The following is a 16,586-nucleotide window of genomic DNA, read 5'->3' as shown; positions in this document are numbered from 1 at the left end:
GAAATGACTGCAGTTCCTTTTCCGAAAAACCGGCTCCTGGCCGCCCAGCGGCTCTCTTCCTCCTTGCGCCTGGTTGGCAGCTCCTGTGTTCTGTGTTTGCCCGCCTTGGGCATCACAGTAGCCCATGCCCAAGAAGCCTCACTGCCTGAAGTGGTGGTGAGCGACCAGCGCAGCGAGCCCAATGCGCTCCAGCTGCCGTCGACCTCGGCGAGCAAGCTGGCCGTGCCGCTGCAGGACCTGCCCGCCAGTGTCAGCTCGGTCTCGGCCGTGCAGGTGCAAGAGCGTGCCGACTACGAGGTGGTCGATGCCGTGGGCCGCAGCGTGGGCCTGAGTGCCAATGGCACGCCTGGCAATGGCGGGCTGTCGTTCTCCAGCCGGGGCTTTACCGGTGTGAACTCGGTCGGCGTGGCCGAAGACGGGCTGAGCCTGGGGGTTGCAGCCGGCACCGTGGCCTATCCCAATTCCAGCTGGGGCTATGAGCGCTTTGATGTGCTGCGCGGCCCCGCATCGCTGATGTACGGCAGCGGCACCATGGGCGCCACGGTGAACGCGGTGCGCAAGGAACCCAGCCGCAGTACATCGACCGAATTGCTGCTGGGCGCTGGCTCCCACGGCACCGCCCGCGCGGGCCTGGGCAGCACCGGCGCGCTGAGCGACAGCCTGAGCTACCGCCTGGATGTTTACGGCGATCGCACCGATGGCGAGCGCCAACTGGGCAACAGCGACAGCAAGAAGATCATGAGCGCCATCCGCTGGCAGGCGAGCAGCGATCTGCGCCTGGACCTGACGGCCGATGTCAGCGACCAAAGGCCCGAGCGCTACTTTGGCACCCCGGTGGTCGATGGCAAGCCGGTGGCGGCGCTGGGCGACCGCAATTTCAACTTTCTCGACAGCGACATCCACTACAAGGACCAGCGCTACAAATTGAGGGCCGAGTGGAATGTGAGCGAGGCGCTGGTGCTGCGCAACGAGACCTACCATATGAAGGCCGACCGCCACTGGAAGAACATCGAAGGCTATGACTACGATGCCAGCACGCGCACGGTTCACCGCTACGACTACCTGGAGATCGGCCACGACCTGGAGCAAAGCGGCAACCGCTTAGGCGCCGTTTTCAAGCCCGGCCAGCATGAGATAGCGATGGGCTGGGATGTGTCGCAGGCCAAGTTCACCGCGCTCAACAGCTCGCCCTATACCGGTGAATCCGATGTGCCGCTGACCGGTGGCACCAGTGGCTACTGGGACAGCCCAGACCCTTACAAGCCGCGCATGACCTCGCGCATCCGCCAAAACGCCTTCTACCTGGAAGACGCCTGGAAGCTGGGCGAGCAGTGGCTGCTGATGGCCGGCCTGCGCCGCGACCTCTATGATTTTGACCGCATGGATTTGCTCAGCCAAGCCCGCTTTGACAAGACCTTGGGCGGCACCTCCTGGCGCCTGGGCCTCACGCACAAGCTGGGCCAGCACACCAGCATGTATGCGCAAGTCAGCACAGGCCATGACCCGGTCAACAGCCTGCTGTCGCTGACCCAGTCGCAAACCGGCTTTAGCTTGAGCAAAGGCCGCCAGGTGGAAGTGGGCATCAAGCAGCAGCTGCCCAATGGCCAGGGCGAATGGACTCTGGCGGTCTTCGATATCCGCAAGAAAGACATCATCACCCGCGATCCGGACCGCCCCGCGCTGTCGATCCAGGGCGGCAAGCAGTCGTCCAAGGGGATCGAGCTGGCAGGCAGCTGGCGGGCGACCAAGGCCTGGCGCTTCGAGGGCAACCTGGGCTATGCGGATGCCCAGTTCGACGAGCTGCTCGAAGGCGCCACAGCCATTGACCGCGCTGGCAACCAGCCGGCCAATGTGCCGCGCTACACGGCCAATGCCTGGGCCCATTACCAGACGGGCGATTGGCGCGCATCGCTGGGTCTGCGCCATGTTGCCAGCCGCTACACCAGCAACGCCAATACCGCGCAGCTCCCCGCCTACACGGTGGCCGATGCGGTGCTGGGCTGGAACCTGAACCGCACAACCACCTTGAACCTGGTGGGCCGCAATCTGGCCAACAAACGCTATGCTGCATCGTCCTACGGCTCGCAATGGCTGATGGGCAATGGCCGCAGTTTTGAGCTGATGGCCCATCTGCGTTTCTGAGCAAGGTAGAGCATGACCACAAGCGCTTCCCGGCAAACCCTGCGTGCCCTGGCGGCAGCTGCTTCCCTGATGCTGACCGGCTGCGACGGGCCAGCGGGCCAGCAGCCGCCCAGCCGCCCCAGCCAGGCGGCGGCCATCCCCATGGCCGAAGCGGCAGCAGTGCCCGCAGGCCTGCGGGCTGCGCCGTTGGAGATCGATGTCTGCGGCCAGCCCCAGCGCTATGACCGGGTGCCCCAGCGCGCCATCACGCACGATGTGAACATCACCGAGATGTTCCTGTTTCTGGGCCTGGGCCCCAAGCTGGTGGGCTACTCGGGCATACCGTCGCGCAAGGAAATCAGCCCCGAGCTGATGACCCAGCTCGCCCAGGTGCCCAAGCTGTCGTCGCAGGACATGAACCTGGAAAACATGCTCGAGGCACGTGCTGACTTTGTGTTTGGCGGCTGGAGCTATGGCTTTCGCCCCGGCGGGGTCACGCCCGAGCTGCTGGCCCAGCATGGCGTAGCCAGCTATGTGCTGTCCGAGTCCTGCATCCACGTGCAAAAGCGCGAGCGTGTGGCGCTGGGCGATACCTTGGCAGACCTGCGCAATGTGGCGCGTATCTTTGCTATCGAAGCCCAGGCGCAAGGGCAGATTGACAAATTGCAGGCCTCGATCGACCAGCTGGCCGTGCAGATGCAGGGCAATACGCACAGGCCGCGCGTCTTTGTGTTTGACAGCGGCGAGAAGATACCCACGACCGTGGGCGGTTTTGGCATGCCCCAGGCCATGCTCGATGCCGCAGGCGGCAGCAATATCTTTGCCGACATCGCCAGCAACTGGCCCAAGGGCAACTGGGAGGATGTGATCACCCGCGACCCGGAATGGATCGTCATCATCGACTATGGCCAGCCCAGCGCCCAGGGCAAGATCGATTTTCTGCGCGCCAAGCCTGAGCTGGCTGGGGTGTCTGCGATCCGCGAGCAGCGCTTTTTTGTCATCAGCTATGCCGAAGCCACGCCAGGCCCGCGCAATGTGCATGTGGCCCAGCGCCTGGCTGCCGCCTTGCACCCGGATCGCCGTATCACCGTGGACTCCGTTCCCTGGCTGCCTGCAGCGGAGCCCAAGCCGTGAGCCATGCGCCGGGCTGCGACGGCCTGCATGAACGCCAGCGGCGCGCGCCCTGGTCCTTGGCGCTGTGCCTGCTGCTGCTCTTGGCCCTGCTGCTGGCCAGCGGCCTGGCCGCCATCACCTGGGGCTCGGCATCGCTGCACGCGTCAACGGTGTGGTCGGTCATCTGGCAGCAGCTGCTGGGCGGCGGGTGGCAGCCAGATGCTGGGCAGGGCGGCATCAGCCAGCAGCACTACCAGATTGTCTGGATGGTGCGCATGCCCCGGGTGCTGCTCGCGGCGCTCGTCGGCGCCGGCCTGGCCGTCGTGGGCGTGGTGATGCAGGCGATGGTGCGCAACCCGCTGGCCGACCCCTACATGCTGGGCGTGTCCTCGGGGGCATCGGTGGGGGCCGTTTCGGTACTGGCCTATGGCAGCCTGGCGGTGGCTGGCCTTTATGCGATCACCGCAGGCGCCTTTATCGGTGCACTGCTGGCTACCGCGCTGGTCTATGCGCTGGCCCAGCAACAAGGGCGCCTGCATGCGACCCGGCTGATCCTGAGCGGCGTGGCCATCGGCTACATGCTGATGGGGGTCACGAGCCTCATCACGTTGACGGCCGGCCAGCGCGAGCTGGCCAATGCCTTGCTGACCTGGACCTTGGGCAGCCTGGCCGCAACGCAGTGGAGCGCCCTGGGCCTGCCCGCAGCCGTGCTGGGCCTGGGCCTGCTGTGGCTGCTGCTCTGCGCCCGCCAGCTCAATGCCTTGCTGATCGGCGACGAGGGCGCGGCCACCTTGGGACTGAACACTGCCAGCCTGCGCTTGCAGTTGTTCGTCGTGGTGTCGCTGCTGACGGGCACCATGGTGGCGGTGAGTGGCGCCATCGGCTTTGTCGGCCTGGTCATCCCCCATATCACGCGCATGCTGGTGGGCAGCGACCACCGCCGCGTGCTACCGGTCAGCGCCTTGATGGGGGCGAGCTTTCTGGTGCTGGTCGATCTGGCCGCGCGCACCTGGTTTTCGCCCAGCGAGCTGCCCGTGGGCGTCATCACCTCGCTCATTGGCGGGCCCTTCTTTATCTGGATGCTGTGGCGCCGCACCAGTGCGATGCCGGGAGGCAGCGCATGATGCTGACGGCGAGTAACCTGTCCTGGACCGCCGGCCACGGCGCCCAGGCCACGCAAATCGTGCGCCAAGCCAGCCTGCAAGTGGCAAAGGGCGAATGTGTCGGTCTGGTCGGCCCCAATGGCTGCGGTAAATCGACGTTGATGCGCATGCTCTACCGCGTGCTGCAGCCCCAGGCCGGTGGCCGTATACAGCTGCAGGGCCGCGATATCTGGCAGATGAGCGCCCGCCAGTTTGCACAGCAGGCGGCCGTGCTGGGCCAGGAGTCTGGCCTGGGCTTTGACTGCACGGTGCAGGAGCTGGTGATGATGGGCCGCTACCCGCACCAGTCGCGCTGGGCAAGGGACAGCGCCCAGGACAAGGCCGTCGTCAGCGCCTGCCTGGCGCAGGTACGGGCCAGCAGCCTGGCTGACCATCCGCTGTCCTCGCTCTCGGGCGGCGAGCGCCAAAGGGTGCTGCTGGCCCGTGCGCTGGCCCAGCAGCCGCAGCTTTTGTTTCTGGACGAGCCCACCAACCACCTGGATATCCAGTTCCAGCTGGAGCTGCTCAGCCTGGTGCGTGCCTCGGGCTGCACGGTGCTGATCGTGGTGCATGACCTGAACCTGGCCGCGCAGTTCTGCGACCGCCTCTATGTGATGCAGGCCGGCGCGATCGAGGCCGAAGGCAGGCCCGAGCAGGTACTGACGCCGCAGACCATTGCGCGCGTGTTCCAGGTCGAGTCCCTGGTGGACCGCCATCCGCGCCTGGACAAGCCGCGCGTGAGCTACTGGAGGGACAAACCCCATGGCTAAACCACCCGATGCCTTGTTGCTGCTGGGCCGGGGCGGCCTGGGGTCCGCCGCCAAGAACGAATTGCAGGCCTTGCTGCAGGCCTGCCAGCAGGGAGCTCCGGGCCTGCCTATGCAGCTGGCCTTTGTGGACCGCAACCAGCCGGCCTTGCCCGAGGCGCTGGACAGCCTTTGCGCTGCACTTGCGCCGGCCGATCTGGCGCGGCAGACCATCGTCATCCAGCCGGTCATGGTGCCCGATGAGCCCGCCCTGCGGCGCTGGCTGCAAAAGGTCGCCATGCGCTGGCTCGCCAGCCAGGCCAAAGATGCCCGGCCCCAGCTGGTATTTGCGCAGCCGCTGCTGCAGTCGGATGGCTTGGTGCCCGCCTTGCTGAACAACGTGGCGCTCGCAACATCCCAGCCCGATGTGGTGGCCGAGGAGGGCGACGAGGGCTGGCAAACCGACCCCGTGGCGTGGAGCACGGTGCCCGCGCACCAGCGCCATGTGCTGTGGTGCATGGGGCCGCGCTGCGTAGCCAAAGGGGCTGCAGCGTTATGGCCCCGGCTCAGCCAGGCGGTGCAGGCCAGTGCGCCCCTCAAGCAGCAGCTGCAGCTGCTGCAGACCAGTTGCCAGTACCCCTGCAACCAGGGGCCGCTGATGATCGTCTATCCCGATGGCGTCTGGTACGGCAACCTCGATGAAGACAGCCTGGTGCCGGTGCTCAAAAGCCACATCGAAGGCAGCGAGGCCTGCGCGGCGCACCGGGTGCATTCGCCCCGCGTGCCTCCGCCCTGCAGCGATTCAGATCCATGAGCGCAGTGCGCTATTTGCACTGCAGCAGCGGATCGGCCGCAAAAATCTCCACCACCCAGTCGACAAAGGCGCGGACCTTGGCGCTCAGGTGCGAGTTGGGCGGGTAGACCACATAGACTGGCAGCAGAGGCTGGGTCCACTCCGGCAGGATCTGCACCAGCTGACCGCTTTTCAGGTATTCGCGCGCCTGGTAGCTGGTGATCTGTCCTACGCCCTGGCCGCTGAGCAGGCTGGTGGTATAGGCATTGGCTTCGTTCACGGCCAAGGTCGAGGGGTTGGTCATCTCGATGACCTCGCCGTTGTGCTGAAACTCCAGCGGATAGCGGCGCTGGGTCACTGGCGAGAAATAAATCACACTGTTGTGGCCGTTTTCCAGATCGCGCGGATGCTGGGGCGTGCCGTACTGCTGCAGATAGCCGGGCGAGGCCACCGTCGAAAACTCCACATTGCCCACGCGGCGCGCCACCAGCGACTGGTCACGCAACTCGCCGCCCCGGATCACGCAGTCCACATTGTCGGCAATCAGGTCCACCGTACGGTCCGTCACACCCAGGTCGATCTGGATATCGGGGTAGCGCGCCTGGAAGGATGCCAGCTGCGGAATGATCAAAAGCCGGGCGATCGAGGTGCCCACGTCCACACGCAGGCGCCCGCGCGGCGTGGCCCGCACCTGGCTCATGCTGGCTTCGAGCTCATCAAAATCGCTCAGCAGCCGCACGGCGCGGTCGTAGTAGGCAGCGCCGTCGGTGGTGACGGTCACGCGGCGCGTGGTGCGGTTGAGCAGTTTGACCCGCAGCCGGTCTTCCAGCGCCTGCACATGCTTGGTCACACTGGCCTTGGGCAGCTGCAGCGACGAGGCCGCAAGCGTGAAGGTGCCCGACTCCACGACCCGCGCGAACACCCGCATTGCCTGTATCTGATCCATCTGCCTCTCCTTGCACTGTGCTTGCACTGTCGCGCACGCGCGCGCCAAAGTAGGTGGATTCTCACACGCCAAAGATCATGCCATTGTTCCTGATTTGGAAATAGTGCGGCCATAATTTGCGGATTGATCGGTTGCAGCAACGCAACTACATTTACCCCATGCCTACTTTCCACCGGGCTAGCTTATGTCTGACACCACCGTAAAAACCCGTTCACCGGCTCCTGACTTCATCGACACCGTCGCTCCGACGGCGTCGGGCGAGTCGGTGGCCGTGCGCCTGTACGGTAGCAAAGGCAAGTCGGGCGAGCCTTCGCCCTTGGTGCTGCATTTTCATGGCGGCGCTTTTGTTGAAGGCGATCTCGACAGTGGCTGCACCGTAGCGGGTCTGCTGGCCTCAGCAGGTGCCCGTGTGGTGTCGGTGGCGTACCCGCTCTCGCCTGAGCATCCATTTCCGCGTCCATTGGAGATCGGATATGAAATGCTCCAGTGGAGCTACAAACATCGCACACGCCTTGCCGGCAAAGGTGCGCCGATGTATGTGGCTGGTGAGGAGGCGGGCGCCAACCTGGCGGCCGGCGTGTGCTTGATGGCGCGTGATCAACGCCATCCGCCGCTGGCAGGGCAGATCCTGCTCTCACCCATGCTCAATCCCTGCGCCGGCACGGCATCGCTTCGCGCTGCCAATGGCGATGCGACGGAATGCAAATGGGCCGAGGGCTGGAGCAAGTTCCTGGGCTGCACCTATGACGGTATCCATCCCTACGCCGTGCCCGCGATGGCACAGCGCCTGGCTGGGCTGCCGGCAACGCTCATCATGGTGGGCGATGAAGACCCGATGCACGACGAGGCACTGGCCTATGCCAGCCGCCTGCAGGCAGCCGGTCATCTGGTGCAGCAGCATGTGTTCAAGGTCGCGCAACAGTGGCCCGATGCATTGCTCGAGCCCCGAGCTCCCGAGCCCTGTCCCTGTGCCGGGGCGGTGCTGGAACAACTGGCACTTTTCTTCGAGACATCCCGATGTCGGGCGCAAGCCTGATCCCCTGAACGAAGCGCAAGGCATGAGCGGCGCCTCTTCCCGGTAAAGCCCTGGGAGCGGCGGCGGGCGGCTGCGCCTTCACCACCCTTAAAAACGCTTTCTCGCAACGCATTGCCGGATGGGCAAGGATTTTCTGTCGGCTCTTGTTAGCCGCAGGGGCATGCCGTTGCCGCAGGAAACCTCAAAAACGATTCACGCACACATCAGGACTTGGCCATGAGCAACAACAAAACTTCTTCTTCCCCTCAACGCCGCTGGTGGACGGCCATCGGACTGGCAGCCGCCGTGGTAGCTGCCGGCGGCACGGCATTGGGCCTGCAAAGCTCGCACGCGAGTGCCCCGGCCGAGGCCGCAGCGCCGCCCGCGATGCCGGTCTCCGTCGCCCAGGTGCTGCAGCAGGACGTGCAGCTCTGGGACGAATTCTCCGGCCGGCTCGAAGCCGTGCAGCGCGTCGATGTGCGCCCCCGTGTGGCCGGCGCGCTGCAGGCGGTGCACTTCAAGGAAGGCGCCCTGGTCAAGGCCGGTGACCTGCTCTTCACGGTGGACCCTGCGCCATATGCCGCCGAAGTAGACCGTGCCGAAGCCCAGGTAGTGGCCGCGAAGGCGCGCATGGGCTATTCGCAAAGCGAAGCCGAGCGTGCTGCACGCCTGTGGGAAGAGCGCGCGATTGCGCAAAAGGAGCTGGACGAGCGCAGCAACGCCCGCCGCGAAGCAGACGCCAACCTGCGCGCCGCCCAGGCCGCGCTGCAGACGGCCAAGTTGAACCTGGGCTACACCCAGGTGCGCGCGCCGGTGGCCGGCCGCATGGGCCGCATCGATGTGACCGTGGGCAACCTGGTCAGCGCCGGTGCCGGCGCGCCAGTGCTGACGACCCTGGTGTCCGTCAACCCCATGTACGCCAGCTTTGATGCCGACGAGCAAATCGTGACCAACGCGCTGCAAGGCCTGCGCCAGGGCAAGAGCGCGCGGGCGCTGATCGAGAGCATTCCCGTGCAGATGGGGGTGGGCACGAGCGGCGCCACCCCTTACAACGGCCACCTGCAGCTGATTGACAACCAGGTCGATGCGCGCAGCGGCACGGTGCGGGTGCGTGCGGTGTTTGACAACGCCGATGGCGCGCTGATGGCCGGCCAGTTTGCCCGCGTGCGCATGGGCCAGCCCCACAGCCAGCAAGCGCTGCTGATCAATGAGCGTGCGGTGGGCACGGACCAGAGCAAGAAGTTTGTACTGGTGGTGGGCGAGGGCAACAAGGCCGAATACCGCGAAGTGCAGCTGGGCGCGCCGTTTGAAGGCCTGCGCCTGGTGACCTCGGGCCTCAAGGCCGGCGAGCGCATTGTGGTCAATGGCCTGCAGCGCGTGCGGCCCGGCGCCGTGGTGGCGCCGCAGGATGTGCCCATGTCCAGCAAGTCCGAGCTCAAGAACGATGCGCAGCAGGCAGCCAACGATGGCTCCAAGCCAGCCGCCTAAACCGATAACAAAAAAGCCAAGCGTATGAATTTATCCCGATTTTTCATCGACCGCCCGATCTTTGCGGGCGTGCTGTCGCTGCTGATCTTTCTGGCAGGGCTGATCGCCATGCGGGCCTTGCCCATCTCGGAGTACCCCGAGGTGGTACCACCCTCGGTGGTGGTGCGCGCCCAGTACCCCGGCGCCAACCCCAAGGTGATCGCCGAAACCGTGGCCACGCCGCTCGAAGAATCCATCAACGGTGTCGAAGGCATGCTCTACATGGGCAGCCAGGCCACCACCGATGGCGTGATGACCCTGACCGTGACCTTCAAGCTGGGCACCGACCCGGACAAGGCCCAGCAGCTGGTGCAAAACCGCGTCTCGCAAGCCGAGCCGCGCCTGCCCGAAGAAGTGCGGCGCCTGGGCGTGACGACAGTCAAGAGTTCGCCCGACATCACCATGGTTGTCCATATGGTCTCGCCCAATGGCCGCTATGACATCGATTACCTGCGCAACTACGCCGTGCTCAATGTCAAGGACCGCCTCGCGCGTATCCAGGGCGTCGGCCAGGTGCAGATCTTTGGCGGTGGCGATTACTCGATGCGTGCCTGGCTCGACCCGCAAAAGGTGGCGCAACGCGGCCTGTCGGCCAGCGATGTGGTCGCCGCCATCCGCGGCCAGAATGTGCAAGCCGCTGCCGGCGTCGTCGGTGCATCGCCCGGTCTGCCCGGCGTGGACACGCAGCTGTCGATCAACGCCCAGGGGCGCCTGTCCAGCACTGAAGAGTTTGGCGACATCATCGTCAAGACCGGCTCGGACGGTGCGGTGACGCGCCTGCGCGACATTGCCCGCCTGGAGTTGGGCGCGGCAGATTACTCGCTGCGTTCGCTGTTGAACAACGAACCGGCCGTCGGTATGGGCGTGTTCCAGGCCCCGGGCTCCAATGCGCTCGAGATCTCGGAAAACGTGCGCAACACCATGGCCGAGCTGCAAAAGAACATGCCCGAAGGCGTGGAGTTCCGCATCGCCTATGACCCGACCCAGTTCGTGCGCGCCTCCATCGACTCGGTGATCCACACCTTGCTCGAAGCCATCGCGCTGGTCGTGGTCGTCGTGATTGTGTTCCTGCAGACCTGGCGCGCCTCCATCATTCCGCTGCTGGCCGTACCGGTGTCGGTCGTGGGAACGTTCGCCGTTTTGCACCTGCTGGGCTTCTCGATCAATGCGCTCAGCCTGTTTGGCTTGGTGCTGGCCATCGGTATCGTGGTCGATGATGCCATCGTCGTGGTCGAGAACGTCGAGCGCAACATTGAAGCGGGGCTGAGCCCGCGTGAAGCCACCTACCAGGCGATGCGCGAAGTCTCGGGCCCGATCATTGCGATTGCGCTGGTGCTGGTCGCGGTGTTTGTGCCGCTGGCTTTTATCAGTGGTCTGACCGGCCAGTTCTACAAGCAGTTTGCGGTGACGATCGCCATCTCCACAGTGATCTCGGCCATCAACTCGCTGACCCTGTCGCCGGCGCTGGCAGCGCTGCTGCTCAAGGGCCATGACGAGCCCAAGGATGCGCTCACCCGTGGCATGGACCGTGTGCTGGGTGGCTTCTTCCGCCGCTTCAATGCCGTCTTCCACCGTGGCTCGGAAGCCTACAGTGGCGGCGTGCGCCGCGTGATTGGCCACAAGGCCGGCATGTTTGTGGTCTACCTGGCGCTTGTCGGTGCCACCTGGGGCCTGTTCCATATGGTGCCCGGAGGCTTTGTGCCGGCGCAGGACAAGCAGTACCTGGTCGGTTTTGCCCAGCTGCCCGATGGCGCAACCCTGGACCGCACCGAAGACGTGATCAAGCGCATGGGTGATATCGTCAAAGAAAACCCCAATGTGCAGGACGCCATCGCCTTCCCCGGTCTGTCGATCAATGGTTTCACCAACAGCTCGAACTCCGGCATCGTGTTTGTCTCGCTCAAGCCCTTTGCCGAGCGCACCCGCGCCGACCAAAGCGGTGGCGCCGTGGCCGGCCAGCTGAACCAGGCCTTTGGCCAGATCCAGGACGCCTTTATCGCCATGTTCCCGCCGCCCCCCGTGTCGGGCCTGGGCACCACGGGCGGCTTCAAGCTGCAGATCGAGGACCGGGCGTCGCTCGGCTACGAAGCGATGGACGGCGCGGTCAAGGCCTTCATGGCCAAGGCCTACCAGACGCCTGAGCTGACCGGCATCTTCTCGAGCTGGCAGGTCAATGTGCCCCAGCTCTTTGCCGATATCGACCGCACCAAGGCGCGCCAGCTCGGTGTGCCGGTGACCGACATCTTCGAGACGCTGCAGATCTACCTGGGCAGCCTGTATGCCAATGACTTCAACCAGTTTGGCCGCACCTACAGCGTGCGGGTGCAGGCGGATGCGGGATTCCGCGCCCGTGCCGAAGATGTGGGCGCGTTGAAGGTGCGCTCGACCACCGGCGAGATGGTGCCGCTGTCGGCGCTGATGAAGCTCGAGCCCAGCTTTGGGCCTGAGCGTGCGATGCGCTACAACGGCTTCCTGTCTGCCGACGTCAATGGCGGCCCCGCCCCCGGTTTCTCGTCGGGCCAAGCGCGCGAAGCGGTAGAGCGCATTGCTGCCGAGACCTTGCCGCAGGGCATCAGCTTTGAATGGACGGAGCTGACCTACCAGGAAATCCTGGCGGGCAATTCGGCAGCGCTCGTCTTTCCGCTGGCTATCTTGCTGGTGTTCCTGGTGCTCGCTGCGCAGTATGAAAGCCTGACCTTGCCGCTGGCGATTGTGCTGATCGTGCCGATGGGGCTGCTCGCCGCCATGACCGGTGTCTGGCTCTCGCATGGCGACAACAATGTGTTCACCCAGATCGGCCTGGTGGTGCTGGTGGGGCTGTCAGCCAAGAACGCCATCTTGATTGTGGAGTTTGCCCGTGAGCTGGAGTTTGCCGGACGCACCCCCGTGCAAGCCGCGATTGAGGCGAGCCGCCTGCGTCTGCGCCCCATCCTGATGACCTCGATGGCCTTCATCATGGGCGTGCTGCCGCTGGTGCTGTCCAAGGGCGCCGGTGCCGAGATGCGCAGCGCCATGGGTGTGGCGGTGTTTGCCGGGATGATTGGTGTGACGGCGTTTGGTCTTTTCCTGACCCCCGTGTTCTATGTACTGCTGCGCAAGCTCGCAGGCAACCGCCCGCTCAAGCAGCATGGCGCCCATGTGGCTCCGATCACGACGCCGGTGCCAGCCCCCGTGCATGGCGCAGGCTCGGGCCAACCCATCTTGGCCGCGGCGCGCGGACATGACGAATAAGAGAAGAACAACATGCAAAAAATGACCCTATTTACCCATGCCAACGCCGGGCGGGGCCCGGTGGGCCAAAGCCTGCGCCGCGCACTGGCCCCCCTGCGCTTGAAACTGCTCACGCCGCTGGCAGCGGCCCTGCTGCTGGCCGGTTGCGCAACCGCGCTGCCGCCTGCTGTGCAAAACGCTGGCGTGCCGGTGCCCGCCGCTTTCAGCACACCGCAGGACCAGGCCTCCTGGACCACGGCGGCGCCAGCCGAGGCCCAGCCCCGGGGCGCCTGGTGGCTGGCCTTTGGCGATGCCGAGCTGACCCGGCTGGTGGAGCGCGCAGCGGACGCCAACACCGATGTGCAAACGGCCGCAGCGCGTCTGGCTGAGGCCCGGGCGCTGCTGCGCTCGGCCGATGCCCAGCGCCTGCCGCAAGTGGGCGTCTCCGGTGGCGCGGCGCGCCAGGCCGGTGCCAACACCAGCAATGGTTTGCAGCCGGCGACCTTGGTGACAGCCGGGCTCAACCTGTCCTACGAGGTCGACCTGTTTGGCCGTCTCTCGCAAGCCAGCCAAGCTGCCCAGCTTGACGCCGATGCCCGTGCCGCCTTGCTGCAAAGCACGCGGCTGATGGTGCAGTCCGATGTGGCGCAGACCTATCTGCAGCTGCGCGCGCTGCAAACCGAGCAGCAGCTGGTGCAGCAAAGCCTGTCCGCCTACCGCGACACCTTGCGCTTGATCCAGCGCCGCTTTGACGCGGGCGACGCCGCCGAGCTGGAGGTGGTGCGCATGCAAAGCGAGGTGTCGGCGACCGAGTCCGAGGCCTTGGCCTTGGAACGCCAGCAGGCAACACTCAGCAATGCGCTGGCAGTGCTGGTGGGCGAGGTGGCGACCGGCTTTGTGCTGCCCGCTGCCCTGGGCGAGGTGCGCTTGCCGGTGATCCCGGCAGGTGTGCCAGGCACCGTGCTGGCCCGCCGGCCCGATGTGTCGGCCGCGCAAGCCAGCGTGCTGGCCGCACAGGCCCGCGTGGGCGTGGCGCAAGCGGCCTGGTTTCCGGCGATCACCTTGACGGGCAATGGCGGCTTTGCCTCGCCCGACCTGGGCGACCTGTTCAAATGGTCGGCCCGCTCCTGGGGCCTGGGCGCGCTGCTGTCGCTGCCGCTGTTTGACGGCGGCCAGCGCGAGGCGCAGGAAGAGGGCGCCAAGGCCCGGCTGGAAGCGGCAGTGGCGGCCCAGCGCGGCCAGGTGCTGGGGGCCTTTCGCGAGGTGGAAGACCAGCTGAGCAGCCTGCGCCTGCTGCAAGGCCAAGCCACGGTGCTGGGCCAGGCCGTGCAGTCGGCCGAGCGCGCCACGCACCTCTCCGATGTGCGCTACCGCAACGGCCTGGTCAGCCAGCTCGAACTGCTCGACGCCCGCCGCAACGAGCTGCGCAACCGGCGCCAGGCGCTGCAGGTGCGCACCGCCCAGTACACGGCCACCATTGCGCTCATTCGCGCATTGGGCGGCAGCTGGGACAGCGCGCCGCTGGCAGAGAACGGCGCAGCCAGCGCCAAGGCAGCAGGTTAAGCGGCGGTCGCCACCGGCCACCATCCGGGCTGCGTGGCCGCAGCAAGGCGGGGGCCTGTGGCGCAAATCGCACGAGCTGACACCCGGCTTGCGTAGCGCAACGAGAAGATCAGTTCTGATTTTTCCAAACGCGCTCCAAAATCGGGTTACAATAGATGCTTAGTCGGAGCGTAGCGCAGCCTGGTAGCGCATCTGCTTTGGGAGCAGAGGGTCGTGAGTTCGAATCCCACCGCTCCGACCATTATTTAAAAGCCTGTTGCATGCAAATGCGACAGGCTTTTTCATATTGGAATCTTTGAAAACGGTGGCTGGGTTTGCTGCTTGCCAGCAACGCCAGGCAGCAGCTGCGGTGCAGATGTGGCACGATAGCGCAGCCTCCGCCATTGACCTATGCCCACCCAGTTCCATCCTGTCACCTACGCCGATTCAAAGCCCCGCGCGCCGCGCGATCGCTGGGACCACCTGGATGTGCTGCGAGGCCTGGCGATGGTCTGGATGACGGTCTTCCACCTCTGCTTTGATCTGAGCCATCTGCAGCTGTGGCGCCAGGATTTCTACCACAACCCCGTCTGGACCTGGCAGCGCAGCGCCATCGTCAGCCTGTTCCTGCTGTGCGCAGGCCTGGCCCAAGCCGCAGCCCAGAGCAAGCAGACCAGCGCCACCCGGTTTTACCAGCGCTGGGCGCAGGTAGCGGGCTGCGCGCTGCTGGTCAGCGCCGGCTCCTACCTGGTGTTTCCCAACAGCTTTATCTACTTTGGCGTGCTCCATGGCATGGCCGTGATGCTGCTGCTACTGCGCCTGCTGCAAGGCTGCAGTGACCGCCTGCTGTTGTGCCTGGCGATGCTCTGCATGCTTGCGCCAGGCCTCTACCACTATGCCGCCAGCAGCTTGCCTGCTACGCTTGTCGAGTGGCTCAACACCAAGCCGCTCAGCCCCTTGGGCTTGGTGACGCGCAAGCCCGCTACCGAGGATTTTGTTCCGATCCTGCCTTGGTTGGGTGTCATGCTGCTGGGCTTGAGCGTTGGCCGCCAACAGATGGCCAAGCCCGGTGCCTGGCTGCAGGCCTACCTGGCGCGGCCTGCGCAAAGCTGGGCCAGCTGCAGCCTCGCCTGGCTGGGGCGCCACAGCCTGCCTTACTACATGCTGCACCAGCTGGTGCTGCTGGGCGGTTTGATGCTACTGGTGCTGCTGCTGCCTACCGCACTGGATTGACCCAAGGCACTGCACTGCAGGCTCAGTCCGCCTGCGGATCGTCAAGCAGGCGCGCTGCCTTGTTGGCCAGAGGCGCCTCGGCGCGGAAATAGCCCAGCACCGTCGCCGCACTTTGGTGGCCGGTCATCGCCATCGTGTCGGCCAGCGCCATGTTCTGCCGGCCCGCTTCGGTCACAAAGCCCGAGCGCAGCGAGTGCGCAGAAAAATCCCCCTCAACCCCCGCGAGCGCGCAGCGCTCCTTGACGATGTTGTTGACCGACAGCGCGCTCAGTGCCGCGTCGCCCACCAGGCCATTCTTGAACACGCGTCTAAATATCGCGCCCTCACGGATGCCTGAGCCCTCCAGCCACTGGGCGAGCGCCGCACCGGCCACGCCAACGACGGGCTTGAAGTTCTCCGGCCGGGCGGATCCGCTCTGGTTGGTTTTGGACAGGCGCAGGTCATAGAGGTACTGGCCCGGGCCCATGCTCTGCAGCCATTCCATGCGCGCGTCCGCCACCTCCGATCTCCGGCGCCCACCGCTAGCCCAGGCAAACAGCAGCAAGGCGCGGTCACGCCGGCCTTTGAGACTTTCATCGCAGGTGGCCAGCAGCTGCTCCAGCAAGGGGCGGGTGAGGGCGGCCTTTTTCTGCTCCAGCATGCCCCGGCGCGCATAGGCCTTGCGCAGGTGCTGCAGCGCCTCGCGCACTTCCGTGCTGTGGCAGGGATTGGGCAGGGCCTGGTGGCTGTGCGCCTTGGAGAGCACCGCAATCCGGTGCACCAGGGTGGAATGCGCCAATGATCCCCGTTTTCCCTTGAAGCCAAGTTGCACCAGCTGCGCGTCCAGCGTCGGCGGCAGGCCCGACTGCGCGCCTTGCGCGCCCAGGTGCTCGCCGTGGTCAGCCACAAACTGCAGCACCACATTGGCCGGCAAGGGCAGGGCAATGGCCTGGCCATAGCGCAACCAGTACCAGGCGGCCCAGTAGCGCAGCGCCCCTTGGTAGCTGTTGGTGGTGTTTTCAGAGGCAGCCTCCAGCCGCAGCGCATGTAATGCGTCTTGCGCCGATGCGGACAGCAGCTCCGGCTTCAATGGCGCGGCGCCAGGCGGCGCTGCGGGCAGCGAATCCGTATCTACCGGCATAGGAAGTGGTATGTAAGACTTCATATTAATTAAATATTACATGCTATGTATGATATATTACATACAAAAGATGGATTA

Annotated in this window: 12 protein-coding genes and 1 tRNA gene; 11 read left to right on the top strand and 2 right to left on the bottom strand. The window is 65.3% G+C overall.

Annotated elements, in window-relative coordinates; genetic code table 11:
- Nucleotides 1-105 precede the first annotated feature (105 nt).
- The 5 genes from DCO45_RS09850 to DCO45_RS09830 are packed head-to-tail and all read left to right on the top strand — an operon-like array spanning nucleotide 106 to nucleotide 5,936.
- Nucleotides 106-2,142, top strand: a complete 2,037-nt coding sequence (locus tag DCO45_RS09850; protein ID WP_243419306.1) for a TonB-dependent receptor — start codon at nucleotides 106-108, stop codon at nucleotides 2,140-2,142.
- A 12-nt stretch (nucleotides 2,143-2,154) separates the two neighbouring features.
- Entirely contained in the window at nucleotides 2,155-3,255 is a 1,101-nt protein-coding gene (locus DCO45_RS09845) for an ABC transporter substrate-binding protein (protein WP_243419305.1), read from the top strand.
- On the top strand, nucleotides 3,252-4,358 hold the full coding sequence (locus tag DCO45_RS09840; protein WP_243419304.1) for an iron ABC transporter permease: 1,107 nt from the start codon (nucleotides 3,252-3,254) through the stop codon (nucleotides 4,356-4,358). The genes DCO45_RS09845 and DCO45_RS09840 overlap by 4 nt, the downstream gene beginning before the upstream one ends.
- Entirely contained in the window at nucleotides 4,355-5,146 is a 792-nt protein-coding gene (locus tag DCO45_RS09835; RefSeq protein ID WP_116925671.1) for an ABC transporter ATP-binding protein, read from the top strand. Before DCO45_RS09840 ends, DCO45_RS09835 begins: the two co-directional genes overlap by 4 nt.
- Nucleotides 5,139-5,936, top strand: coding sequence for a (2Fe-2S) ferredoxin domain-containing protein (locus DCO45_RS09830; protein ID WP_116925670.1), 798 nt, complete (start codon nucleotides 5,139-5,141; stop codon nucleotides 5,934-5,936). Before DCO45_RS09835 ends, DCO45_RS09830 begins: the two co-directional genes overlap by 8 nt.
- 10 nt (nucleotides 5,937-5,946) lie before the next feature.
- On the opposite strand, the gene DCO45_RS09825 is transcribed toward DCO45_RS09830, so the two are convergent.
- The gene (locus DCO45_RS09825) at nucleotides 5,947-6,861 is read right to left on the bottom strand and encodes a LysR family transcriptional regulator (protein ID WP_116925669.1); all 915 of its coding nucleotides are present in this window, start codon (nucleotides 6,859-6,861) and stop codon (nucleotides 5,947-5,949) included.
- Nucleotides 6,862-7,045: 184 nt separating this feature from the next.
- On the opposite strand from DCO45_RS09825, the gene DCO45_RS09820 reads away from it, so the two are divergent.
- The 6 genes from DCO45_RS09820 (at nucleotide 7,046) to DCO45_RS09795 (ending at nucleotide 15,388) form a co-directional block, all read left to right on the top strand.
- Complete coding sequence (locus tag DCO45_RS09820; protein WP_021028037.1) at nucleotides 7,046-7,897, top strand: alpha/beta hydrolase; 852 nt, start codon at nucleotides 7,046-7,048, stop codon at nucleotides 7,895-7,897.
- 216 nt (nucleotides 7,898-8,113) lie between these two features.
- On the top strand, nucleotides 8,114-9,364 hold the full coding sequence (locus tag DCO45_RS09815) for an efflux RND transporter periplasmic adaptor subunit (RefSeq protein ID WP_116925668.1): 1,251 nt from the start codon (nucleotides 8,114-8,116) through the stop codon (nucleotides 9,362-9,364).
- A 24-nt stretch (nucleotides 9,365-9,388) separates the two neighbouring features.
- Nucleotides 9,389-12,634: an efflux RND transporter permease subunit gene (locus DCO45_RS09810; RefSeq protein WP_116925667.1), complete on the top strand. Its 3,246-nt coding sequence runs from the start codon at nucleotides 9,389-9,391 to the stop codon at nucleotides 12,632-12,634.
- Nucleotides 12,635-12,655: 21 nt separating this feature from the next.
- A complete protein-coding gene (locus DCO45_RS09805; RefSeq protein WP_116925770.1) occupies nucleotides 12,656-14,176 on the top strand; it encodes an efflux transporter outer membrane subunit in 1,521 nt (506 codons plus the stop codon).
- Between the two features lie 164 nt (nucleotides 14,177-14,340).
- Nucleotides 14,341-14,417: transfer RNA gene (locus DCO45_RS09800), tRNA-Pro, on the top strand.
- Between the two features lie 149 nt (nucleotides 14,418-14,566).
- On the top strand, nucleotides 14,567-15,388 hold the full coding sequence (locus tag DCO45_RS09795; RefSeq protein WP_116925666.1) for a heparan-alpha-glucosaminide N-acetyltransferase: 822 nt from the start codon (nucleotides 14,567-14,569) through the stop codon (nucleotides 15,386-15,388).
- Between the two features lie 22 nt (nucleotides 15,389-15,410).
- Here the strand turns inward: DCO45_RS09795 and DCO45_RS09790 are convergent, their stop codons facing one another.
- Nucleotides 15,411-16,508, bottom strand: coding sequence for a site-specific integrase (locus DCO45_RS09790; RefSeq protein ID WP_116925665.1), 1,098 nt, complete (start codon nucleotides 16,506-16,508; stop codon nucleotides 15,411-15,413).
- Between the last annotated feature and the right edge of the window lie 78 nt (nucleotides 16,509-16,586).

Source organism: Comamonas sp. JNW, from assembly GCF_003105075.1.
Lineage (GTDB): Bacteria > Pseudomonadota > Gammaproteobacteria > Burkholderiales > Burkholderiaceae_C > Comamonas > Comamonas squillarum.
Note: the sequence above shows the minus strand (reverse complement) of the source record. Positions and strands in the feature narration are given on the sequence as shown.

Coding starts and splice junctions, on each gene's coding strand:
- DCO45_RS09845 (WP_243419305.1), top strand. CDS start 2,155: ATGACCACAAGCGCTTCCCGGCAAACCCTGCGTGCCCTGGCGGCAGCT.
- DCO45_RS09835 (WP_116925671.1), top strand. CDS start 4,355: ATGATGCTGACGGCGAGTAACCTGTCCTGGACCGCCGGCCACGGCGCC.
- DCO45_RS09830 (WP_116925670.1), top strand. CDS start 5,139: ATGGCTAAACCACCCGATGCCTTGTTGCTGCTGGGCCGGGGCGGCCTG.
- DCO45_RS09825 (WP_116925669.1), bottom strand. CDS start 6,861: ATGGATCAGATACAGGCAATGCGGGTGTTCGCGCGGGTCGTGGAGTCG.
- DCO45_RS09820 (WP_021028037.1), top strand. CDS start 7,046: ATGTCTGACACCACCGTAAAAACCCGTTCACCGGCTCCTGACTTCATC.
- DCO45_RS09815 (WP_116925668.1), top strand. CDS start 8,114: ATGAGCAACAACAAAACTTCTTCTTCCCCTCAACGCCGCTGGTGGACG.
- DCO45_RS09810 (WP_116925667.1), top strand. CDS start 9,389: ATGAATTTATCCCGATTTTTCATCGACCGCCCGATCTTTGCGGGCGTG.
- DCO45_RS09805 (WP_116925770.1), top strand. CDS start 12,656: ATGACCCTATTTACCCATGCCAACGCCGGGCGGGGCCCGGTGGGCCAA.
- DCO45_RS09795 (WP_116925666.1), top strand. CDS start 14,567: ATGCCCACCCAGTTCCATCCTGTCACCTACGCCGATTCAAAGCCCCGC.
- DCO45_RS09790 (WP_116925665.1), bottom strand. CDS start 16,508: ATGCCGGTAGATACGGATTCGCTGCCCGCAGCGCCGCCTGGCGCCGCG.